Annotated in this window: 24 protein-coding genes; 20 read left to right on the top strand and 4 right to left on the bottom strand. The window is 46.7% G+C overall.

The window, feature by feature from the left end; genetic code table 11:
- The first annotated feature begins 24 nt into the window (after positions 1-24).
- A complete protein-coding gene (locus AC3WU2_RS21940; RefSeq protein ID WP_492457143.1) occupies positions 25-525 on the top strand; it encodes a CvpA family protein in 501 nt (166 codons plus the stop codon).
- Positions 526-640: 115 nt separating this feature from the next.
- Here AC3WU2_RS21940 and AC3WU2_RS21935 read toward each other — a convergent pair whose 3' ends face one another.
- Positions 641-988, bottom strand: coding sequence for a phage holin family protein (locus AC3WU2_RS21935; protein WP_018756214.1), 348 nt, complete (start codon positions 986-988; stop codon positions 641-643).
- A gap of 151 nt (positions 989-1,139) precedes the next feature.
- On the opposite strand from AC3WU2_RS21935, the gene AC3WU2_RS21930 reads away from it, so the two are divergent.
- From AC3WU2_RS21930 to AC3WU2_RS21890, 9 genes are all read left to right on the top strand, one after another.
- Positions 1,140-3,503, top strand: coding sequence for an endonuclease MutS2 (locus AC3WU2_RS21930; RefSeq protein ID WP_492457142.1), 2,364 nt, complete (start codon positions 1,140-1,142; stop codon positions 3,501-3,503).
- Positions 3,504-3,549: 46 nt separating this feature from the next.
- Positions 3,550-3,969 carry a DUF350 domain-containing protein gene (locus AC3WU2_RS21925; protein ID WP_314585633.1) on the top strand — a complete coding sequence of 140 codons (420 nt, stop codon included), beginning with the start codon at positions 3,550-3,552 and terminating at the stop codon, positions 3,967-3,969.
- 132 nt (positions 3,970-4,101) lie between these two features.
- Positions 4,102-4,524, top strand: a complete 423-nt coding sequence (locus AC3WU2_RS21920) for a hypothetical protein (protein ID WP_018756211.1) — start codon at positions 4,102-4,104, stop codon at positions 4,522-4,524.
- A gap of 19 nt (positions 4,525-4,543) precedes the next feature.
- Positions 4,544-5,461: a cysteine synthase A gene (gene cysK, locus AC3WU2_RS21915; protein WP_492457141.1), complete on the top strand. Its 918-nt coding sequence runs from the start codon at positions 4,544-4,546 to the stop codon at positions 5,459-5,461.
- Between the two features lie 201 nt (positions 5,462-5,662).
- A complete protein-coding gene (locus AC3WU2_RS21910) occupies positions 5,663-5,899 on the top strand; it encodes a hypothetical protein (RefSeq protein ID WP_379350463.1) in 237 nt (78 codons plus the stop codon).
- Positions 5,900-5,923: 24 nt separating this feature from the next.
- Positions 5,924-6,346: a spore coat protein gene (locus AC3WU2_RS21905; protein ID WP_492457140.1), complete on the top strand. Its 423-nt coding sequence runs from the start codon at positions 5,924-5,926 to the stop codon at positions 6,344-6,346.
- Between the two features lie 116 nt (positions 6,347-6,462).
- On the top strand, positions 6,463-6,954 hold the full coding sequence (locus tag AC3WU2_RS21900) for an Lrp/AsnC family transcriptional regulator (protein ID WP_492457139.1): 492 nt from the start codon (positions 6,463-6,465) through the stop codon (positions 6,952-6,954).
- A gap of 18 nt (positions 6,955-6,972) precedes the next feature.
- Positions 6,973-8,172, top strand: a complete 1,200-nt coding sequence (locus tag AC3WU2_RS21895) for an aminotransferase class I/II-fold pyridoxal phosphate-dependent enzyme (protein ID WP_379350459.1) — start codon at positions 6,973-6,975, stop codon at positions 8,170-8,172.
- Between the two features lie 119 nt (positions 8,173-8,291).
- Positions 8,292-8,507: a Spo0E family sporulation regulatory protein-aspartic acid phosphatase gene (locus AC3WU2_RS21890; RefSeq protein ID WP_314585628.1), complete on the top strand. Its 216-nt coding sequence runs from the start codon at positions 8,292-8,294 to the stop codon at positions 8,505-8,507.
- Positions 8,508-8,523: 16 nt separating this feature from the next.
- Here the strand turns inward: AC3WU2_RS21890 and AC3WU2_RS21885 are convergent, their stop codons facing one another.
- Complete coding sequence (locus AC3WU2_RS21885) at positions 8,524-9,540, bottom strand: M23 family metallopeptidase (RefSeq protein ID WP_492457138.1); 1,017 nt, start codon at positions 9,538-9,540, stop codon at positions 8,524-8,526.
- A gap of 190 nt (positions 9,541-9,730) precedes the next feature.
- On the opposite strand from AC3WU2_RS21885, the gene AC3WU2_RS21880 reads away from it, so the two are divergent.
- The 9 genes from AC3WU2_RS21880 (at position 9,731) to AC3WU2_RS21840 (ending at position 17,832) form a co-directional block, all read left to right on the top strand.
- Positions 9,731-10,444 carry a response regulator transcription factor gene (locus AC3WU2_RS21880; protein WP_492457137.1) on the top strand — a complete coding sequence of 238 codons (714 nt, stop codon included), beginning with the start codon at positions 9,731-9,733 and terminating at the stop codon, positions 10,442-10,444.
- On the top strand, positions 10,437-12,233 hold the full coding sequence (locus AC3WU2_RS21875) for a sensor histidine kinase (RefSeq protein WP_492457136.1): 1,797 nt from the start codon (positions 10,437-10,439) through the stop codon (positions 12,231-12,233). The genes AC3WU2_RS21880 and AC3WU2_RS21875 overlap by 8 nt, the downstream gene beginning before the upstream one ends.
- Positions 12,234-12,421: 188 nt before the next feature.
- A complete protein-coding gene (locus AC3WU2_RS21870) occupies positions 12,422-12,973 on the top strand; it encodes a hypothetical protein (RefSeq protein WP_492457134.1) in 552 nt (183 codons plus the stop codon).
- 58 nt (positions 12,974-13,031) lie between these two features.
- Positions 13,032-13,595 carry a bifunctional adenosylcobinamide kinase/adenosylcobinamide-phosphate guanylyltransferase gene (locus AC3WU2_RS21865; protein WP_492457232.1) on the top strand — a complete coding sequence of 188 codons (564 nt, stop codon included), beginning with the start codon at positions 13,032-13,034 and terminating at the stop codon, positions 13,593-13,595.
- A complete protein-coding gene (locus AC3WU2_RS21860) occupies positions 13,592-14,161 on the top strand; it encodes a cob(I)yrinic acid a,c-diamide adenosyltransferase (RefSeq protein WP_314585621.1) in 570 nt (189 codons plus the stop codon). Before AC3WU2_RS21865 ends, AC3WU2_RS21860 begins: the two co-directional genes overlap by 4 nt.
- Positions 14,158-15,129, top strand: a complete 972-nt coding sequence (locus AC3WU2_RS21855; protein WP_492457133.1) for an RluA family pseudouridine synthase — start codon at positions 14,158-14,160, stop codon at positions 15,127-15,129. Before AC3WU2_RS21860 ends, AC3WU2_RS21855 begins: the two co-directional genes overlap by 4 nt.
- Before the next feature lie 22 nt (positions 15,130-15,151).
- Positions 15,152-15,511: an arsenate reductase family protein gene (locus AC3WU2_RS21850; RefSeq protein WP_492457132.1), complete on the top strand. Its 360-nt coding sequence runs from the start codon at positions 15,152-15,154 to the stop codon at positions 15,509-15,511.
- Positions 15,512-15,814: 303 nt separating this feature from the next.
- Positions 15,815-16,690 carry a 5'-3' exonuclease gene (locus AC3WU2_RS21845; RefSeq protein ID WP_492457131.1) on the top strand — a complete coding sequence of 292 codons (876 nt, stop codon included), beginning with the start codon at positions 15,815-15,817 and terminating at the stop codon, positions 16,688-16,690.
- A gap of 8 nt (positions 16,691-16,698) precedes the next feature.
- Positions 16,699-17,832 carry a phosphodiester glycosidase family protein gene (locus AC3WU2_RS21840; protein WP_492457130.1) on the top strand — a complete coding sequence of 378 codons (1,134 nt, stop codon included), beginning with the start codon at positions 16,699-16,701 and terminating at the stop codon, positions 17,830-17,832.
- A 64-nt stretch (positions 17,833-17,896) separates the two neighbouring features.
- Here the strand turns inward: AC3WU2_RS21840 and AC3WU2_RS21835 are convergent, their stop codons facing one another.
- Positions 17,897-18,193: a DUF3055 domain-containing protein gene (locus AC3WU2_RS21835; protein WP_314585615.1), complete on the bottom strand. Its 297-nt coding sequence runs from the start codon at positions 18,191-18,193 to the stop codon at positions 17,897-17,899.
- Between the two features lie 235 nt (positions 18,194-18,428).
- On the opposite strand from AC3WU2_RS21835, the gene AC3WU2_RS21830 reads away from it, so the two are divergent.
- Positions 18,429-19,442, top strand: a complete 1,014-nt coding sequence (locus AC3WU2_RS21830; RefSeq protein ID WP_492457129.1) for an HRDC domain-containing protein — start codon at positions 18,429-18,431, stop codon at positions 19,440-19,442.
- A 100-nt stretch (positions 19,443-19,542) separates the two neighbouring features.
- On the opposite strand, the gene corA is transcribed toward AC3WU2_RS21830, so the two are convergent.
- Entirely contained in the window at positions 19,543-20,478 is a 936-nt protein-coding gene (gene corA, locus AC3WU2_RS21825; protein ID WP_492457128.1) for a magnesium/cobalt transporter CorA, read from the bottom strand.
- Positions 20,479-20,660: the final 182 nt, after the last annotated feature.

The following is a 20,660-nucleotide window of genomic DNA, read 5'->3' as shown; positions in this document are numbered from 1 at the left end:
CAGAATGATAGAGGGTTATTCGATATGCATGTAAACGTGATTGATTATATATGGCTTGGGATCGCTATTATTGCCGGAGTTTATGGGTATATTCGTGGGTTTGTGAATACGTTCGTATCGATTTTTGGAATTTGTTTTTCTTTTATTATTTCGATACTCTATTATCAGCGATTTAGTAGCTGGCTGGGGAAGACAACAGGGCTCAATGTAACGCTCTCTAGTATTCTTGCCTTTATTGTCTTATTCTTAGTGACGAAATACGCTTTAGTCATTGCGGGAGGTTTCCTGAATTTCATTGCGAAGGCACCGGGGATTCATCGATTGAATCGCTGGTCCGGCGCGATATTCGGTGTCTTTGAATGGATTGTCATCTCGATTATCATCATTTATCTAGCGAAATACATGAAAGCACCCGAGATGAAATCGATGCTTGAGGGTAGCTGGGTATCCCGCCAGATCAGCTCTCATATGCCTGATATTATTGCAGCGACCGCACAGTTTATCGCACGAATTACAGGGATTTAGCTGTGGCTTGGTCAATAAGCAAAAAGAGCGGTTACGACATGCGGGAGGAACTGCATGTTATAACCGCTCTTTTTGTAATATGTGGTGCGATTAATGATTTATCGACCTGCACAGATCATTTCGCGGCTTCATAAGGGGTAGACACCGGAATGAATAGATCGATAAGTCCGATCACCAATGCACCGAGAATCGCGCCGATGACCGAGACGGATACGCCGCCGATAAAAAATTGAGCGACCCATATGACGAGCGCGCTCGTCAAGAAACCGACAATACCGCGTCCAAATGGTGTTATCTTCGTACCGAAGATGCTCTCGATGATCCATCCAATGACGGCAATCGCAAGGGCGAGGAACAATGCGCTCCAGAATCCTCCGATTTTAAAGGCAGGAACGATCCAACTGACGACGAGTAGTACAAGCGCCGAGACGATAAATCGAACAACGTGGCCAAGAAAATTCATGTGAATCCTCCTTTGATGTAATCATTACAACGGGTTCAACGATTATTTTACCCTTCTTGGCGAACATTATGAGTACAGCTGAAAAAAAGCCCGAACATGGCTTTACACGTGCGGTTCGGCTATAATAACATCGAGAGGAGCTGAATTCTCAGTGGATAAGAAAATTTTTAGAACGATGGAATATGAGAAGATTTTACATAGATTAGCAAGCCATGCTTCGACAAGTATTGGGAAAGAAATGGCGGAAGCGCTGCAACCTGAATCTTCTCTAAATGATGTGAAGCGGCTCTTGCAAGCAACGGACGAAGCTTATACCATCGATCGACTCAAAGGAAGCGCGCCGTTCGGAGGCGTCGTTGATATTCGCAACAGCCTAAGACGTGCCCATATCGGCGGTATGCTGAATGCGCATGAGCTGCTCGATATTGCGAATACGATCTTTGGTGGAAGAAGGGTGAAACGTTTCATTGAGCAGGTGCATGACGATGAGCCCGTGCCGCTCGTATATGAACTGAGTCAGTTGATTACGGACCAGAAGCCGCTCGAAGATTCGATTAAGGCATGCATCGACGATCAGGCGGAAGTGATGGATCAAGCGAGTGCAGAGCTTGCCCTTGTTCGCAGGGAACTGCGTAACGGTGAGGTACGTATTCGAGAGAAGCTGGAACAGATGATCCGCTCATCTTCGGTATCGAAGATGCTTCAGGATCAATTGATTACCATTCGGAATGATCGATTCGTAATTCCAGTGAAGAGTGAATATCGCTCACATTTTGGCGGTATTGTGCATGATCAATCAAGCTCAGGCGCAACGATGTTCATCGAACCAGAATCAATCGTCGCGATGAACAACAAACTTCGTGAGGCAAGATTGAAGGAAGAACGTGAAATCGAGAAAATTCTGTATCGTCTTTCGTCCGAAGCTGGAGAGCAGGAAGTACTGCTAAGAGCAGATGTTGAGATTATGGGTGATCTCGACTTCATGTTTGCGAAATCTCGTCTAGCGCATGTGATGAAGGCAACGCTTCCGATCATGAACGATCGCGGCTTTATGAAGCTGCGAAAAGGGCGCCATCCGTTGATTGAACTGGATAAGGTGGTACCGATCGATCTAGAGTTAGGTAATTCGTTTACTTCGATTATTGTGACAGGGCCGAATACAGGCGGTAAGACTGTGTCATTGAAGACTATAGGACTACTGAGTCTGATGGCCATGTCTGGATTGTTCATTCCAGCCGAAGATGGAAGTCAGATGTGTGTGTTTGATGCGATCTATGCCGATATTGGCGATGAGCAGAGTATTGAACAGAGTCTAAGTACCTTCTCCAGCCATATGACGAACATTATTCGGATCTTGCATCAAATGACGGAGAAGAGCCTCATTCTATTGGATGAGCTTGGGGCAGGTACAGACCCTGCAGAAGGATCTGCACTTGCCATCTCGATCTTGGAGCATATCCATGCGAAGGGCTGCCGGATGGTGGCAACGACGCATTATAGCGAGCTCAAAGCTTATGCCTATGATCGGAAAGGCGTCACTAACGCGAGCATGGAATTCGACGTACAGACGCTTAGTCCGACGTATCGTCTCCTCGTGGGTGTGCCGGGTCGAAGTAATGCATTTGCGATTGCAGAACGGCTTGGATTATCGAATGAAATTATTGAGCATGCGCGCGGCAATGTCAAAGAAGAGGATATGCGCGTGGAGAGCATGATCGCTTCCCTCGAAGAGAACCGTTTAAGTGCAGAGGCTGAACGTGTCAGTGCGGAGCAGCTGCGCCGTGAGCTTGAAACGCTGCGCAAACAGCAAGAGAGCAAACGGGAACGCTTCGATGCACAGCGCGATAAGATGATTGCAAAGGCCGAAGAAGAAGCGCGTGATGTGGTCATCAAGGCGCGTCGTGAGGCGGAGACAATTATTGCAGATTTGCGGAAGCTCGCGATGGAGGAAGGCGCTTCGGTCAAGGAGCACAAGCTGATTGCAGCGCGTCGTCAGCTGGATGAAGCAGAACCTGAGCGCCGCACTTCGACTCCAAAACGTTCAAAAACCAAACAAGCTAGACCAATCCAGGCGGGAGATGAAGTGATGGTCTACAGCTTGAATCAACGAGGGCATGTCGTTGAGACGGCAGGGACTGAAGCCGTTGTTCAGCTTGGCATTATGAAGATGAAGGTAAGCTTGAATGATCTGGAGATGGTACAGGCTGCAGCCCCAGCCAAAGTGCAGCAACAACGTCATGTTACGAGTATCAAACGAACGAGAGACGATAATGTGCGTACGGAGCTCGATCTACGGGGAGCGAATCTCGAAGAGGCGCTTATGGAAGTGGATCGCTTCATTGATGAGGCATTTTTATCGAATCTTGGTCAGATTTATATTATCCACGGCAAAGGAACGGGCATTCTGCGCACGGGGATTCAAGAATACTTGCGTAAGCATCGCCATGTGAAGAGCTATCGTCTTGGAAACTACGGCGAAGGCGGAACGGGCGTGACGGTCGCGGAATTGTCCTAAGCGAGAGCTTGGGGCGGTGATTAGATGATGGGTGAGGAGGATCGGCATGGAATCTCAACTGGAAACGTTGTTAGAAAATCCTTATTTCTCAATGGTAGCTTATTTTTCAGTCGCTGTTCTTGCGCTGATCGTCTTCTTAGCTTGTTTTGAGTTATTTACCAAATACCGGTGTTGGGAAGAAATTCGGCGCGGGAATGTGGCTGTTGCAATGGCGACAGGTGGTAAAATATTCGGTATATGCAATATTTTTCGCTCGAGTATTCAAGAGGCGCGATCGATTTATGAATCACTTGCTTGGGCCTCCTTTGGATTCGTACTCTTAATCATTGCCTATTTTTTATTTGAGTTTCTGACACCTGTGTTTCATATTGATGAAGAGATCGGCAAAGATAATCGGGCCGTGGGGCTCATTGCAATGATGATCTCGATCTCGCTATCATTCATTATTAGTGCAGGGTTGTCTTAGAAGCTCGGATAGAGAAGGAGAATCGTAGAACGAATGAAATATTTATGGGGATCGCTATTTGTGTTAGCGTTGGTCTTTATTGTAATTGGTGTTATTTATTGGATAAACATATAGAATCGTGAGGGAATAACTATGGAACCAGTAATTTGTCCTTGGTGTGATACGGAGATTGTATGGGATGAGGAGATCGGCCCAGAAGAAGAATGTCCGCATTGCAATAATGAATTGAAAGGCTATCGAACGCTGCAAGTGCAGCTCGATGCCGTAACCGAAGATGACGAGCAGATGGGTCGCTATGAAGAGACCGTTGAGCAAGTCTTGGATCAGCAGGAAGAAGTGCCTGAATGTATGTACTGCCGTGAATATATGGTGCTGGCAGGCAAACAGGCGACAGCGCCTAACGCCTTTCAACCGAATGTCCCTGAAGCTGTAGGCCAGCCATTCGTCGAAGCACCATTCAACGTGAACATGTATGTATGTACAGGGTGCTTCCAAGTGGCGTATGTCTTATCAGCCGAAGATCGTCAGAAGATGATTAATAGACTTAGCCGTTAAGGGAAAGTGAGGGCTGCGTATGCCGCGTGTCGTGCAGCATATTACGGATTTGATCGGTGATACGCCGGTTGTTCAATTATCGCGAATGGTTACCGACCAGCATGCGGATGTGTTCGTGAAGCTAGAAATGTTCAATCCGAGCGGAAGTGTTAAGGACCGAGCAGCGTATCAGATGATTGTTGATGCAGAGCAAGCGGGTCTACTTCGACCAGGTGCAACGATCATTGAGCCAACGAGTGGGAATACAGGCATTGGGCTTGCGATGACAGCAGCAGCGAAAGGCTATCGTGCGATTCTCGTGATGCCGGATAATATGACCGCGGAACGCATCAATCTGCTAAGAGCGTACGGTGCAGAGATTGTACTTACCCCCGCAGCAGAGCGAATGGCAGGCGCGCTTCGGAAAGCGATGGAGCTTGCAGCGCAAATGGAGAACAGTTTTATTCCGAACCAATTCGAGAATGGCTCGAACCCCGATTCACACCGTCATACAACAGCTCGTGAGATCATCGAACAAATGGATGGCAAGCTGGATGCCTTTGTTGCTTCTGCAGGCACGGGCGGCACGATTACCGGCACAGGAGAGACACTTAGGCAACAATGGCCTAATCTCCATATCGCCGTCGTTGAACCGAAGGGATCTCCGGTGTTGTCCGGCGGCTCCCCAGGACCCCATAAGCTGGTGGGTACAAGCCCGGGATTCATTCCATCGATCCTTAATACATCGGTGTATGATGAGATTGTTCAAGTCGCAGATGAGGATGCATTGGAGTCGACAAGACGCCTTGCTCGTCTGGAGGGAATACTCGTAGGTCCTTCTTCAGGTGCTACCGTATGGGCGGCTTTAGAACTCGCAGCGAAGCTGGGTCCGGGCAAGCGTGTCCTCGCGATGGCTCCGGATACAGGTGAGCGCTATTTAAGTATGGATTTGTTCTGAACTTCATAGAAGATCTAAGCCCAGCGCACTTCAAAAGTGTGCGGGCTTTTTCATTTTTTCGGGGTCCCCGCAAAGTACCTGAATGGCTACTCAGCCAATACATCACTTTGTGGGGATAATTTAGATACATAAATGACTCTCGGATTGCCCATTCTAGGTAAGAATCAGAATGACTGTGTTCCGATAAGGAGGAATTTAACCATGCACAACATGATGCACCATCAGCCGTTATCCGGCAAAGAATTAGACTATATTTCCGATTCCATCTCGAACGAAGATCTGCTCGTCAAACAATGCGCCGTCGCTGCGCATAATTCATCGAATCCAGCCGTCCAGCAGCTATGTACGCAAATGCTCCGGGAACATCATCAACACATTCAGATGTTGACGCAATCGTTGCAGCACCATCAATCGATCGCCCCATATCAAATGCAATAATCCGATAACGAAGGAGGAGTATCCATGTACTCGCAACAACAAGGTCAACAACAGCAGCATGCTGGTGGTGTCATGCAGGATAAAGACATGCTATTCACGATATTGACAGATTTAAAAAGAACGGTAGGCGAATATACGACGGCGACGACTGAAGCTGCTTGCCCGATGGTTCGTCAACTGTTCATGGAGCTGCAGAATCATTCCCTTCGCATGCAAGGAGATCTCTATAACTTCATGCAGCAGAACAATATGTACACCAAACCTCAGCCGGCGCTGAAGCAGGCCATTGATAAACAAATTCAGCAGGTGCAGCAGAACCACCAACAAATGGATCAATTCGTACAGCAGCAGCTGAATGGCGGTGGCCAATCGCTGTCCTTCCTGGCTCATACGCAAGCGCAAGCAACGCAGCATACGAACAGTGGTAAGAATCCGTATTACATGTAACCCATCGCAAGTACCGCTTCTGAAGGGGATTTATCACCTGTAGAAGCGGTTTTTTTATTTTGCATGAAGTTGGTATTCGTTGTAATATAGTTATTATGGTTTGGGAGGTCTGTGGAATGAACGCGTTAAAATTACAAATTCTAGACTTGTTAAAAGAAGATGCACGCCGGGATCCGGAGCTGCTCGCCACATTGCTTGGCGTGACTGAAGCAGAAGTTAAGACGGCTATCGCGGAGCTGGAAGAAGATCATGTGATCGTGAAGTATGCGACGGTTGTGAACTGGAGCAAAGTGGAAGATGATAAAGTCACGGCACTCATTGAAGTTCAGATTACCCCTGAACGGGGACGCGGCTTTGAAGGGATTGCGGAGCGGATCTATTTGTTCCCGCAAGTAAAATCGGTCTATCTCATGTCAGGAGCCTATGATTTGCTCGTTGAAGTAGAAGGGAAGAACTTGAAAGAAGTGGCCAGCTTCGTATCGGATAAATTGTCGCCGATCGACTCCGTGTTATCGACGAAGACGCACTTTATTCTCAAAAAATATAAGCAAGATGGAATCATATTCGAAGAGCATGAAGACGATCACCGTCTCATTGTCTCACCGTAACGAAAAGGAAGAGTAGCCATGATCATAAAAGAGGAAGAACAAAACAAATCGATGTCATCGTATTTAGCGCCTGCTGTACGTGCGATTCCGCCATCGGGGATTCGGAAGTTTTTTGACTTGGCAGTAGGAAATAAGGATATCATTACACTCGGTGTCGGGGAGCCGGATTTCAGTACCCCATGGCACGTGCGCGAAGCATGCGTGTATTCCTTAGAGCGCGGCAAGACGAAGTATACGTCTAATGCAGGTATTCCAGAGCTTCGTGAAGCGATCGGTCAATATTTGAATAACGAATTCCATGTCGAATATGACCCGGGAAATGAAGTGCTCGTCACGGTTGGCGGCAGTGAAGCGATTGACCTTGCTCTGCGCGCACTCATCGCTCCGGGGGATGAAATTCTCATTCCAGAGCCGTGTTATATCACTTATTCGCCGATCACGGCCATTGGCGGCGGCGTTCCAGTAGGGATTGAGACGTTCGCGAAGGATCAGTTCAAGTTAAAGGCGGAGTCGCTCAAAGCGGCGATTACACCTCGCTCCAAAGTACTTATTCTCTGTTATCCGAGCAATCCAACAGGCGGGATAATGACGCGTGAGGATTGGCTGCCCATTGCGAAGATTGTAGAAGAGAACGATCTGATCGTCATCTCGGACGAGATCTACGCAGAATTGACATACGACCAGAAGCATGTGAGCTTCGCATCGCTGCCGGGTATGAAAGATCGGACGATTCTGGTAAGTGGGTTCTCCAAGGCGTTCGCGATGACGGGTTGGCGGATGGGATATGCTTGTGGACATCCGGAGATTATTGCGGCGATGCTGAAGATTCATCAGTACACAGTGATGTGTGCACCGACGATGGGGCAAGTTGCTGCATTAGAAGCCTTGACGAACGGGATGGAAGAGAAAGATCGGATGGTTGAATCGTATAATCAACGGAGAAGACTCGTTGTGAAAAGCTTCCGTGAGATCGGGCTGGAATGTCATGAACCGCAAGGCGCATTTTATGCGTTCCCTTCGATTCAATCGACAGGACTCACATCGCAAGAATTTGCTACAAGATTATTGATGGAAGCGAAAGTCGCCGCGGTTCCAGGGGATGTTTTTGGACTCGGCGGTGAAGGATTCTTACGTTGCTCTTATGCGACATCCGTTGCTCAATTGAACGAAGCCTTTGACAGAATTGGTAACTTTCTCGTGAAACTGAGAAATTCGTGAAAAATAATATACCAATAATAGGGAACTTTTGATATAATATAACATGAGTCTCACTTTTAGTATCATTTATTAGAAGATTTGCACAAGTCGCCATTGAATTTGTACTCCGGGGAGGGATCGTGTTGTATTCTGTAGAATATGATTTGCGCGACAAAGCGAGAAATTCATTTTCGCCAGCGATTGCTCTGGAGGATGAAATTCAATTTTTACGTCTTAAGATGGAAGAAATCGTGTTGTTAGAGAAATCATTTACATCTGATATGGTTATTCAAATTAGTAGTCTGCTAGATGTGAAGATTAATGAGTATATGAGAATTCGTCCACGAAAATCATAACAAATAAAGGCGCCGGTTACGGCGCCTTTATTGTTGTTCCTTGAATATAGTCTGCATTGTTCTCGAATTGGATACGGATCGATTCGGATTCGAATAGATTCACGTCGTTAGATACTTGGAAATGAAGATGAGGTTCACTGGAATTGCCAGAGTTGCCGCACAGACCGAGAATATCTCCGGCTTGGACTTGATCGCCAACCTTAACCTTAACAGACCCTTTTTGTAAATGAGCATACAAACTATACTCTTTATTTCCATGGTCGATCACAACATAATTTCCTGCAGGCTCTTTTTCATTCATCGTCCCTACAGGTTCGTTATCTGGAATTTGATCTTTCAGTTCTACGACTTTGCCCGGAGCCGAAGCGACAATAGGCAAGCCGAAGGCGTAGTAGCTGGATAATTGGGTGGCATCGCCTTGATAGGAGCTGCCATCTTTTTGTTGCACAAAATCATACGCATAACGCTGACTTGGATGTTCATAGTGATAATTGACAAGGACATTCGTTCCGCCCCAGAAGGTGAACCATTCCCCGTGGAATGGAAGTGCGAATGTCGTAGCTGTCTTCTTCACATCCGTCTCGGAAAAAGTTTCTAAAGGGACAAGGAGCAGCCCGGATATGCGCCCATCCGGATCGAATACGGCTTGAATGCCTTTCGTACCTTGCTCATCCGTCCAAATGTAATTGGTGGAACCGCTCAGCTTCATTGTCGATTTCAAGGTATAGGACTGGACGCCCTCATGAAAGCCGGATAGCTGTTCCATATCTTTCAATGATACTTGCTGCTTAAACTGGGTATTGAATTGCTGATGAACTGTCTCATTCTTACCTTGAAGAAGGAGATCAGGTAGCTCCTCTGGCTGGAATGGCTTTACATCCACGATGGAAGAAGAGGAGGTGTGGCTTGAGGACGCAATATTCGTTGGTGGGTCTTGTGCATTACGAGTACAGGCAGTCAATGTTCCAACAATAGTCACCATGCAGATGAGATGGAGTAGGATGGTCGGTTTTGGATTTGTGTTCAAATTCATTTGTACATTTGCTCCTTTATGCTTGATATATACCAATCATAAGGGATGAAGTTTATCGTACGAATAACGTAATCTTATGAATGCCTTAATCTTGTTCATGAAAATTAAGGTTCTGTTAAGATCACATTCTACTATAAGAAATCAAAAGATGTTATGGTGATAGCAGTACCGAAAGATTGGGGAATACAGGATGAATCATGCTAAAATTTTGTTAGTTGATGATGAAGCATCGATATTGAAGCTATTAAAAACGGTGTTACATAAAGAAGGGTTCCTCAATGTAGATACAGCATCGACAGGGGAAGAAGCGATTAAGGCCTGTCAACGTGTGACGTATGATATGGTCTTGCTCGATGTGATGCTTCCGGGTCAGAGTGGGTTTGATATTTGTCCATGGATTCGGCAGACGACCGATGCGCCGATTCTATTCTTAACAGCTCGTACGACGGATTTGGATAAATTAACGGGGTTTGCACTGGGAGCGGATGACTACGTCACGAAGCCTTTCAACCCGCTTGAGGTCATTGCACGTGTGAAGGCGCAGCTCCGGCGATATGCGAAGAACGTGAACCGGGAAGCAGAACGGAGCATCAGCTTTTATGATTATGGTGGCTTTCAGCTGGATGCGTATGCAGGGGAACTTTGGGTACAAGGGAAGCAAGTGGATTGCCCGGCGCAAGTGTTCCAATTGCTCCAATTCTTCTGTCAGCATCCGAACGGGATATTCAGTAAGCAGCAGCTGTATGAACGGGTATGGGGAGATCATAGCATCAATGATGATAATACCGTGATGGTCCATATCCATCGGATTCGTGAGCGCATTGAACCGAATCCGGCAGAGCCGAAATATTTGATGACGGTGCGAGGACTTGGGTATAAGCTCGTTCGGAGGAACGATGAATAAGCGGATGACCGTGAATCGACGTTTTATTTTCATTTATATTAGACAGTTATTGTTCGTTGGTATGCTGATGCTCGCATTAATTCTAACGGTTCTATTTGTTGCATTCAACAAACTAAATCAGCTGGAGCAGGAACGTGATTTTGCCAAATCAGGTCTGCCCATGCTCATGAACTCTCTATCTGAGAAGGACGGGAAGATCACATTTGATCCTGAACTATTAGATCAAATTCGTGAGCAGGGCGGATGGCTGCAATTGATTAATGATCGTAACCAGGTGATTGCTGATTTTGAGACGCCGGATGATTTGCCGAGTCAGTATAATCCCGGTGAATTAACAAGCTATTGGACGGGAGAGCGACCGTTCCCTTATGGCTTATATGTGTGGATTCAAGAGAGAAAAGGGAGCCTCTATACGTTGATTTATGGCGTCAAGAATCCTATTGCAGAGATGAAGAGAACCTTACTGCAATCGGTCGAATTAAAGAATGGGGAGATTCAGATCACAGGGCCACTTGCTGCGCAAATCTCCCAATTATCGGGGTGGGTGCAGGTCATTAATGCGGAGGGGTTAGAGATCGCCTCCTATCATAAACCTGCGGATGGACCAAGCCAATATGCTGTACATGATATTATCTTACGTACGCAATATCCTGAGCGGTATGCTTCGCAGTTGGAGTCCGTGTTTGATCCAGCAACAGGAAATACTTGGTTAGTGCATCTTCCTATTCGGAATGAAGCTTCAGGCGTCCCACAGGATCCTTATTTGGCAATGATCTATGTCTTTGTCATCAGCCTATGTATCTTGCTTGGAATTATTATCATTCTATTAGCTGTTATAGCTTTATGGTATGGTCATCGGTTCGGAACGCCAATTCTTCATATGATTGATTGGCTGAAGCATTTGGCGCAGGGGCGGTTCATGGAACCCGTGGATCGTAAAGGGTATGCGCGGAGTATGAACCGGTCAGGGCGGATGAAGAGAAGGTTTCAGACCTATGCTGAGATGATCGACTCCTTACACTACCTAACAGAGTCGCTGCAGAAAAACGAGCTGATTCGCAAGCAGCTAGAGACGACGCGTGAAGAGTGGATTGCGGGTGTATCGCATGATCTTAAGACACCTTTATCATCGATTATGGGGTATGCGCATGTACTCGAATCGAATGCCTATGAATGGCGGCAAGAGGAAATACAGGAGTTTGCGTGTATTATTCGGGAGAAGTCCTTCCATATGGATGAGATGATTGATGATCTCAATCTAACCTATCGCCTGAACAATCATGCCGTTCCGATGCAGAAGGTCGAGATCGAAATGAATGAATTTATCGGCAAAATGGTACTGCAGATGCAACAGCATCCGCAACACGAGCAGCGACAGATTCAGTTTGTACCTGCCGCCCAGCCGATTTATTATCCGGTTGATGTGAAATATTTCCGCCGTATCCTTGAGAATTTGCTGGCCAATGCACAATTACATAACCCTTCGGATACACATATTCAGGTGATGATGGCTATCGAAGAGGATGGTGCGTTTCGAATCGAAATTCAAGATCAGGGGTTAGGAATGGATGAGGCGACGGTTGATCGATTATTTGAACGTTATTACCGAGGCACTCCGACCGAGAATCTCCATCAAGGGACTGGTCTTGGCATGGCGATCGCGAGACAGCTTGTTCACGAGCATGACGGTCATATTGAGGTAGAGAGTCAGGTTGGTGTGGGGACGACGATCTCATTGTTATTCCGTCAGTCCACCTGCTTCCAGGAAATGAAAGTACAGTTAAGCTGATGAAGAGGAGAAGACCTTCCAGAGTTTTCTTTTTAAACATATAGAAATTATTATTTTCGTGGCCCCCCGCAAAGTACCTGAATCAGCTTCGAAGCGGATTTCCCCACTTTGTGGGGTTATTTTGTGTCTTCCAAGTTTATGATATAGTGGGTGGTATAGATGCACACAGCAGAAGGGACGCAATGTACATGAAAAGAATCGGAATCATTCTTATGATGTTAGTTACGATGAGCCTCTTAGCGGGCTGCGGTGATGAGGCGGATCTTACGATCTTATTGATGCCTGGACAACAGCAAGTTATACCACAGGAAGTAACAGATCAAGTGAAGGCTCAGCTGCAGCAGCAGCTCGGAAGTGAGAAAAAGGTCGAAGTAAACGCAAGCGCGATGTACAGTATACAGAAGTTGATTGCCGAACTTGCGGTAGGCTCGAATGATATGATGGTAGTTCCTGAGGAAGATATGAAGAACTTTGCGAAGAATTCAGGAACGACACCGCTCGAAGATACATTTGACAAGGAGAAGTACAAACGCGGCTTTGTTGAAGGGACTGTTCTTGTACCGGATGCATCAGGGAAAGACCAAGAAAAGAAGGAAGAACATCTCTATGCAATTCCAATTCATGATATGAAGATGTTCAAGTCCATTGGGTTCGCATTAGAGAATCTGTTCGTGATTATTCCGTCGAACGCGCCGCATCCTGAACTTGCAAAGCAAGTGTTGAAGTCGATGGTAGAGTAGCGGGTAGTGAGATTTTCGATCAAATAAATGAAGGAAGGGAGGAACTCACTTGTTGGTGATGATAACAGGTGGCGCAGGCAGTGGGAAGACAAGCTTTGCGCTGCAGTTGGCTTCGACATTGGGCAAGACGGGCATGTGGCTTGTCTCGCGATGGCCGGATAAAGATAAGGAACAAGTGGCTCCCTCCTCCTTTGTATGGAAAATTATTGAGACCGATCCGTTACTTCCTGAAATTATTGATACGATTAATGTGCAGTCGAATCCATACACGGCGCGGAATCGTGTGCTCGTGGTGGATAGTATCGCGGTGTGGCTCTACGGTGAAGTAAAGGCTGCTGCCAAGCTCAATCTCGATGAGAAGGACATGAAAGCGCATGTCGAGATGCGCGTCGAACAGCTGGTGCAGTCTATTCTTGCCTATCAAGGTGCAATTCTCGTCATCACAAATGAGATGAACGGCGGATGGGATGAGACCGTAGCGTATCGACGTCTATTCCATGAATGGCTGCCGGCGATTAATGAACGATTAGCTGCAAGAAGCAAGCAATTGTATTTGTTAACATCAGGGATTGCTGTGGAACTATTAAGTAAACAGGTGAAATTCGGGAGGGATTTAGGATGAAAATCTATACTCGCTCGGGGGATCAAGGAACGACGTCGGTCATCGGCGGACGTGTACCGAAAGATCATATTCAAGTAGAGACGTATGGAACAATTGATGAGTTGAATTGCTTCGTTGGTCAAGCGATGAGTCAACTTGGCGGGGAGCGATTCTCAGATATCCGATCCGTATTGCTGCAAATTCAACATGAGCTATTCGATTGCGGCTCGGATCTCGCCTTCGCGAATCCAGATGGGAAGAGCTTCAAAGTTCAAGCTGAGATGACAGCGCAATTAGAACAATGGATTGATCATTATGAACAAGAAAATCCGAAGCTGACACGGTTCATTCTTCCGGGTGGAAGCAGTGGATCTGCATCGCTTCACGTGTGCCGAACGGTATGCCGTCGTGCAGAACGACTGGTTGTGAAGCTGGGGAGTGTCGCAGACATTCATACCGAGGTTCGCCACTATTTGAATCGATTATCGGATTTATTCTTCGTGCTCGCTCGAACGGCGAATGTACGGAGCGGTGTTCCCGATGTTGAATATATTCGCAGTGCAGAGGTGTTCCGTTCCGAGCCATGACAACCGAGACACAATATTACGAACCGATCACTTATATCGTTCCTCCAACGGAGGAGGGGATGCTGTTAAAGACGATTCTATCGAATCGATTAATGGTATCTCGCAAATTAATGTCGAGATTGAAGCTAACCGAGCAAGGGATTACGGTGAATGGTGAGCGACATTATATCAGTGTTCGTGTGCAGGCAGGCGATTGTGTTCAGATTCGGATGGAGCAGGAGCAGTCGGATGATATTTTGCCGCAGCCGATTGATTTCACCATTATTTACGAGGATGAACATCTCTTAGTCGTGCATAAAGAACCAGGGATCATCGTTCACCCTACGCATGGTCATTATATGAATACACTTGCCAATGGAGTTGTCCATTACTGGCAACAGCAGGGCTGGAATTATCGATTCCGGCCTGTTCATCGCTTGGATCAAGAGACCTCGGGTGTGCTCGCGATCGCGAAGAATCCGTATATTCATCAGCATATTTCTGAGCAAATGATTGCAGGGCAAGTGGACAAGCAGTATCTGGCTTTTGTCCATGGGATACCGGATCCGCTGCAAGGGACGATTGAAGGTCCGATTGATCGTGACCCGGAATCGCCGCATGTTCGCATTGTGACGCCAACAGGCTATGCATCGACTACGCATTATACAACGCTGGAATCTTATAAATCGTCTGCGGGTGCTAAGATACAGCTAAAGCTGGAGACGGGCCGCACCCATCAAATTCGCGTGCATATGCAATCCATTGGTTGTCCATTAATCGGTGATAAAATGTACAAGTTTCTAGTTCCCGTTGACGAAGCTACAGATGCTAAGGCGCAGGCGTTAGACGTGCGAATGGATCGGCATGCGCTGCATGCTTGGAAGCTTGGTTTTACGCATCCGATCACGAAGCAATGGATGGAATTTACCGCAGAATTACCTGACGATCTTCAGCAGCTGCAAGACGCAATGAAGAACGAAATTACTTAGTGAGCTATAAGGAGAATCTGTCATGTCCAAGTTAAAAGTCTATCATTATACGAAATGCGGCACCTGTCGCAGCGCCATTAAATCGCTTCAAGCGAAAGGGCATGAGCTGGAGCTCCAAGATATCTTCGAGGTCGCGCCGACGGAAGCGGAATTGAAGACATTAATCGAAAATAGCGGCCTTGAATTGAAGAAATTCTGGAATACTTCGGGTGAAGTCTATCGGGAAATGCAGCTGAAGGACAAGCTGCCTAAGATGAGCGCGGAGGAACAAGTCAAGCTGTTAGCATCGAATGGCCGATTGATCAAACGCCCGATTGTTACTGATGGGAAGCAAGTAACGGTTGGATTCAAAGAAGAGCAGTACGAGACTAGCTGGGGCTGAACCTGGGGTAGGATATTATAATGTGTGTTCAAAAAGTCGGCATTTCAGCACCGAGAAGGTTGCGAGAACCCGAAGAAGGAGGAACGGAGTTTAGGAGATACCTAAATGAGTACCGGACTTCAAGGGTGAATGCAAGATTCGATGGCGAATATGCTTCACGGACTACTTCGTGATCAAATGATGACTTTTTGAACAACCTCTATAATGGCAAAAAGAGGCCGGGCAGTGACGAGCGTACTATGCTAGAATAATAGGATGTTACTTACAGGTTGTTACTAGATTAGAGTTAGGAGAGATCCAAAGGTGGAACACAATAAACAGAAGTTACTCCTCGTCGACGGGATGGCTTTGTTATTCCGCGCTTATTATGCGACAGCATACGGCGGTTATATTCGCAAGACAAGTTCAGGTATTCCGACGAATGCGATCTATGGATTCATTCGTTATTTCTGGGATGCCGTATCGAAATTCGATCCAACGCATATCGCTTGCTGTTGGGATATGGGGAGCAAGACGTTTCGTACCGAGCAATTCTCGGATTACAAAGCTAATCGCGGCGAAGCGCCAGAAGATCTTATCCCGCAATTCAGCTTAATTCGTGAAGTGATGGAGAGCTTCGGCATTCCGAATATCGGTGAAGTTGGATACGAGGCCGATGATTGTATCGGTACGATCGCCAAGCAGTATGGATCTGACATGGATATCTATATCCTGACCGGCGATCACGATATGCTGCAATTGGTTGACGAACGTATCCATGTCATCATTATGAAAAAAGGACACGGGAATTATATGGTCTACAACCCGACCACACTCATGGAAGAACGTCAACTCACACCGGCGCAAGTAATCGATGTGAAAGGCTTGATGGGGGACACCAGTGATAACTATCCGGGTGTTCGCGGGATTGGAGAGAAAACAGCTTACAAGCTCGTTCAACAATACGAATCCGTAGAAGGAATCTTAGAGAACCTTCATGAACTGACCAAAGCTGTGCGTACCAAAATTGAAGCGGACATCGACATGCTACACTTATCTCGCGATTTAGCACGTATTCGTTGCGATGTGCCGCTCGTCTGTTCGATAGACAACTGCGAATTCACCTTAGATCGTACACAAATTGAACGCAAATTTGCAGAATTAGAAATGCAGAGTTTAAATTCATTGATCGGGGTGTAACAGTCAGCATGTCAACTAAGTTTATTCGGACCATCGTCCTTACACTTGTCCTTAGTCTTACCGGAGCTGTTGTAGCTACGGCAGCAGGGCAAGGAGGTACTGCGGGCAGTACGACATCTTCCTCGAAAGGAACGCAGCAGCTTGCTTACCAACCAAAAGTCGAGATGAAGAAGGTTGCCGTAGGCGGACGTACTTATACGGTACAGACCGTGACGATGCCGAAAAATATCGGTGTACAAGTAGGTCTGGCAGGCGGCAAGGTCGGTCAGACAGCGAATATGAAAGACATTGTTAAACGGTATCATGCGGATTATGGTATCAATGGCACATACTTTGAAGCCTATGGCGGTATTCCAGAGCCTTATGGCATGATCATACAGAATGGTCAGCTTGCTCATATTGGGAACACCGGGACAACGATTGGATTTACGAAAAATGGCCAAGTTCGGATGGATCATTTACGGGTATCTGTTACGGGGAGTGTCTACGATCCGGACAGCGGCAAAAGCGGCAGTTATTATGTCTATTTTGCAAACCGAACGCCTGTTAAAGGGAAATCGAGCAGCATCCTCTACACACCGGCACGAGGCAAGACCATTGGATTTAGCTATGGTGAGATGGTTGTCATAGATAAAGGCGTAGTCACCAAAGTGACGCAAAATCAAGATGTCGCGATCCCAGCGAATGGTTATGTGCTTGTCTTTAACGGTAGCGAGACAGGGCAAGCAAAACGATTTAAAGTGGGTGCAATGGCTTCATATGAAGTTCACTATAAGGACCTGCAAGGCAATGAGATCCCTTGGGGAGATGTCATCACCGCAGTTGGGGCGGGCCCAAGACTTGTGAAGGATGGTAAGCTCGCGGTGAATCCGACGGCCGAAGGGTTTACATCTGCCAAAATTTTGACCAGCGGCGGTGCACGAAGTGGGATTGCTGTCATGAAGGATGGCTCCATTATGATTGCAACGGTCAATGGAGCGACAATTCAAGCGTGGGCACAAGTGATGCAGAAGCTTGGAGCGCAGCAGGCAATGAATTTGGACGGGGGCGCATCATCCGGCCTCTATGCCAATGGGAGAGTCCTTACGTCAGCAGGTAGACCGCTGAGCAACATGCTGCTGTTCGGCATGAATTTGCAGTGAAACAAGAAGAAGGCTACCTTGCTCGATGAGTAAGGTAGCCTTTTTCTATATCGATGGATTGTAATTAATCTGTGAAGACAGTAGGGCCTACAACCATGTGAAGGAATTCGCGCAGGTCGCCTGCTTCCTCTTCCGACAGTTTGAAGGTGAATTCCAAGTAGCCTTCTTCCTCTAAATCTTCTTCACCGATAATTGCCGTAATACCGCTCTGAAGATCAGTAACTAATTTCTTCCCGTAGAAGCGGTTGGTTGTCATGATGGCGAGGTCGAACCGTTTATAGCTTGCGCCAATGAATGTCACGAATCGCGTCGTCGTTGCTTCCGTTGAATCCGATAGAAAATCTAACTCGTGCTGAGACATGGATGTCACTCCTTCAATGATTATGAGGTCATTATAGCGGAATTTGGGAAGAACAGGAACTATAATTTCTGTACCTATAGTTATTTGAAAACTTTTGTCTCCCTATACTTGCCCAGAATTTGGAATTATGCTATGATGATCTTAATTGCATGAACGAACGAATGAGGAAGCACCTCTCTTGTTTTATATAAGAGGGGTGCTTTTTTGCGTGCGTTCATGAACTTTCTGGAGGTGGATGATGAATATCGTTTTTCTGAACACGTTTGAAAGGAAGCAAGAATCAGAAGGGACTATTACATCGCAATTATCGATTGGTGAGGCGCATGGGGTGTGGCAGCTTGTATGGAGTGAACCCTTCCATGGCAAGATGGAACAATCGGTATGGTACTCGGGTACGTCCTGGGAGGAGCTTCTAACCACATTTCGACATGGTGTTGCGGTGAAGTTAGGGGAAGGGTACGCTCCGATTATTGATGGAATGATTAGTGATGCGGAGCACTCGGGACGATTGGTTCGGTCGCAGCTGCTCGCTTGCTATAGCGATTTATATCCGAATGAATCGTTATATGCCTTGTTAAGTCAATGGCGTAGATCTCGCGCCACTGCTGACAAGAAGGCTCCTTATTTCATTGCGACGAACCGTATGCTGCGCCTAATCAGCGTCTATGTACCGCAGACGATGGAGGAGTTGCTTCAACTACCTGGCTTCGGAGAGAACAAGGTGAACCTCTATGGCGAGGAGATTGTAAGCTTGCTTCAAGATACCGAACGAACGACAGTGTTTCCGCTGGATTGGGTCAAAGAACAGGTGACTCGGGAAGAATATGCCCAATGGCTGAATAAGCAAAAAGAACAAAAATATAAGCAGGAAATGGATCGGCTTGCAGAACAGAAACGTTTGCTGGAAGGAATTCAGCAGGGTTGTTCCATCACAGATCTGGAGCAGTATTGCAGCATGTCGCGTCGGAATATTCTGATTGCGCTCGAAAGTCTTGATCGGGAAGGGTATGATATCGAGCGTCTGATCGAAGAAGAGCTCCAGCAGGTGCCTCTAGAGGAGCAGGCCGCCATATGGTCGGCTATTGAGCGCGATGGGTATCGATATTTGAAGCCGATCTTGCTCGAGGTCTATGGGGATACGGGGCTGCAAGGAGAGCAAGCGGCCATGTATTACGAGCGTATTCGATTGGTTCGTATTCGTTATCGGCGTCAGCGAGAGATAGACAATCAACAACGTCAGGCAGGATAAATGAAAAACAGGACTTGATCTACACTGCTAAGCGCAGCAGTTCAGATCAAGTCCTGCATTGATTATGTTAAAAAAATCGACTTATCAGCACGAGAAGTTGTTATAGCCAGTTCTTTTTCTTGAAAAGGAAGTACATCCCAAACCCCAGGCAGAGCATAGCGCCTAGAACGATGTAATACCCATAAGTCCAATTGAGTTCAGGCATATGGGTGAAGTTCATCCCGTAGATCCCGGTGATGATCGTCATCGGCATGAAGATGGTCGTGAGCGCCGTAAAGACTCTCATGATCTCATTCGCGCGGTTCGCGACGCTGGACTGATAAGCTTCTCGTAAGTTGGCCATCAGATCGCGGAACGTATCGAAGGTCTCTGATATTTTGACGGCATTCTCATAAATGTCACTGAAGTATTTCTGCAGCTGGTCATCGATGAGACGCAGATCTTTCTTATTCAAGGTCGCAATCACGTCTTTCTGCGGTCCAAGAACCTTCTTGAGCCACAGGATTTCGCTTCGCAGACCGATAATTTCGTTCAAATGTGTTTTTTTCGTATGAAGGACGATATCTTCTTCCAGATGTTCAATGCGGTCTTCAATCCGATCCCCGACAGAGAAATAGCTGTCAACGACAAGGTCGACCAAATGATATAAGAAATTATCAGGTCGATTGACTTCTTGCTCCCACAAAATTGGCTTCACCGTGCGGAGCTCATTGATCTTCTGCTTCGTTACCGTAATAATATAATGTTTGCCCAGGAACATACTCAGGGCGCGCAAGAAAATTTCTTCATCATCAAATCGAATACTGTTAATAACAATAAAATAATGTCCCTCGTAAATTTCAATCTTAGGACGCTGTTCCTCTTCACTGAGGCAATCCTCCACGGCCAAATCGTGCAGCAAGAACAACGGCTGCAGGACGATCAGATCTTCGACATCTGCATCGATCCAATAGAAGCCGTTCGCTGGAGGGATGATCGTTTGGTTAATATCTTCGATGACGGTGAATACACCTTCTTGTACCAACCGGATTTTCATCTGATTTCACTCCTCTTCCCGAATGAAACCAGAAGGCAGGCCAAAAGATGCGTTTGTTACACAGACTTCAGGCACAACCGACAGATTTCATTCCTATTTAATTGTACATGTGACATTGTCCTCTGCGGTATAGGGTCGCCTTCCATCCTTACTCACCTCTGCTTTATGTTTCATCTCTTGGA

This window comes from Paenibacillus sp. EB106-05-06-XG162 (assembly GCF_058791655.1).
This window is presented reverse-complemented; position numbering and strand designations above follow the sequence as displayed.

Excerpts from the sequence above, each read along its gene's own strand:
- AC3WU2_RS21935 (WP_018756214.1), bottom strand. The coding sequence starts at position 988 with ATGAATTTTCTTGGCCACGTTGTTCGATTTATCGTCTCGGCGCTTGTA.
- AC3WU2_RS21840 (WP_492457130.1), top strand. The coding sequence starts at position 16,699 with ATGTCAACTAAGTTTATTCGGACCATCGTCCTTACACTTGTCCTTAGT.
- AC3WU2_RS21940 (WP_492457143.1), top strand. The coding sequence starts at position 25 with ATGCATGTAAACGTGATTGATTATATATGGCTTGGGATCGCTATTATT.
- AC3WU2_RS21925 (WP_314585633.1), top strand. The coding sequence starts at position 3,550 with ATGGAATCTCAACTGGAAACGTTGTTAGAAAATCCTTATTTCTCAATG.
- AC3WU2_RS21920 (WP_018756211.1), top strand. The coding sequence starts at position 4,102 with ATGGAACCAGTAATTTGTCCTTGGTGTGATACGGAGATTGTATGGGAT.
- AC3WU2_RS21865 (WP_492457232.1), top strand. The coding sequence starts at position 13,032 with ATGATAACAGGTGGCGCAGGCAGTGGGAAGACAAGCTTTGCGCTGCAG.
- cysK (WP_492457141.1), top strand. The coding sequence starts at position 4,544 with ATGCCGCGTGTCGTGCAGCATATTACGGATTTGATCGGTGATACGCCG.
- AC3WU2_RS21880 (WP_492457137.1), top strand. The coding sequence starts at position 9,731 with ATGAATCATGCTAAAATTTTGTTAGTTGATGATGAAGCATCGATATTG.
- AC3WU2_RS21910 (WP_379350463.1), top strand. The coding sequence starts at position 5,663 with ATGCACAACATGATGCACCATCAGCCGTTATCCGGCAAAGAATTAGAC.
- AC3WU2_RS21850 (WP_492457132.1), top strand. The coding sequence starts at position 15,152 with ATGTCCAAGTTAAAAGTCTATCATTATACGAAATGCGGCACCTGTCGC.
- AC3WU2_RS21855 (WP_492457133.1), top strand. The coding sequence starts at position 14,158 with ATGACAACCGAGACACAATATTACGAACCGATCACTTATATCGTTCCT.
- corA (WP_492457128.1), bottom strand. The coding sequence starts at position 20,478 with ATGAAAATCCGGTTGGTACAAGAAGGTGTATTCACCGTCATCGAAGAT.
- AC3WU2_RS21875 (WP_492457136.1), top strand. The coding sequence starts at position 10,437 with ATGAATAAGCGGATGACCGTGAATCGACGTTTTATTTTCATTTATATT.
- AC3WU2_RS21835 (WP_314585615.1), bottom strand. The coding sequence starts at position 18,193 with ATGTCTCAGCACGAGTTAGATTTTCTATCGGATTCAACGGAAGCAACG.
- AC3WU2_RS21900 (WP_492457139.1), top strand. The coding sequence starts at position 6,463 with ATGAACGCGTTAAAATTACAAATTCTAGACTTGTTAAAAGAAGATGCA.
- AC3WU2_RS21885 (WP_492457138.1), bottom strand. The coding sequence starts at position 9,540 with ATGAATTTGAACACAAATCCAAAACCGACCATCCTACTCCATCTCATC.
- AC3WU2_RS21895 (WP_379350459.1), top strand. The coding sequence starts at position 6,973 with ATGATCATAAAAGAGGAAGAACAAAACAAATCGATGTCATCGTATTTA.
- AC3WU2_RS21860 (WP_314585621.1), top strand. The coding sequence starts at position 13,592 with ATGAAAATCTATACTCGCTCGGGGGATCAAGGAACGACGTCGGTCATC.
- AC3WU2_RS21905 (WP_492457140.1), top strand. The coding sequence starts at position 5,924 with ATGTACTCGCAACAACAAGGTCAACAACAGCAGCATGCTGGTGGTGTC.
- AC3WU2_RS21830 (WP_492457129.1), top strand. The coding sequence starts at position 18,429 with ATGATGAATATCGTTTTTCTGAACACGTTTGAAAGGAAGCAAGAATCA.
- AC3WU2_RS21870 (WP_492457134.1), top strand. The coding sequence starts at position 12,422 with ATGAAAAGAATCGGAATCATTCTTATGATGTTAGTTACGATGAGCCTC.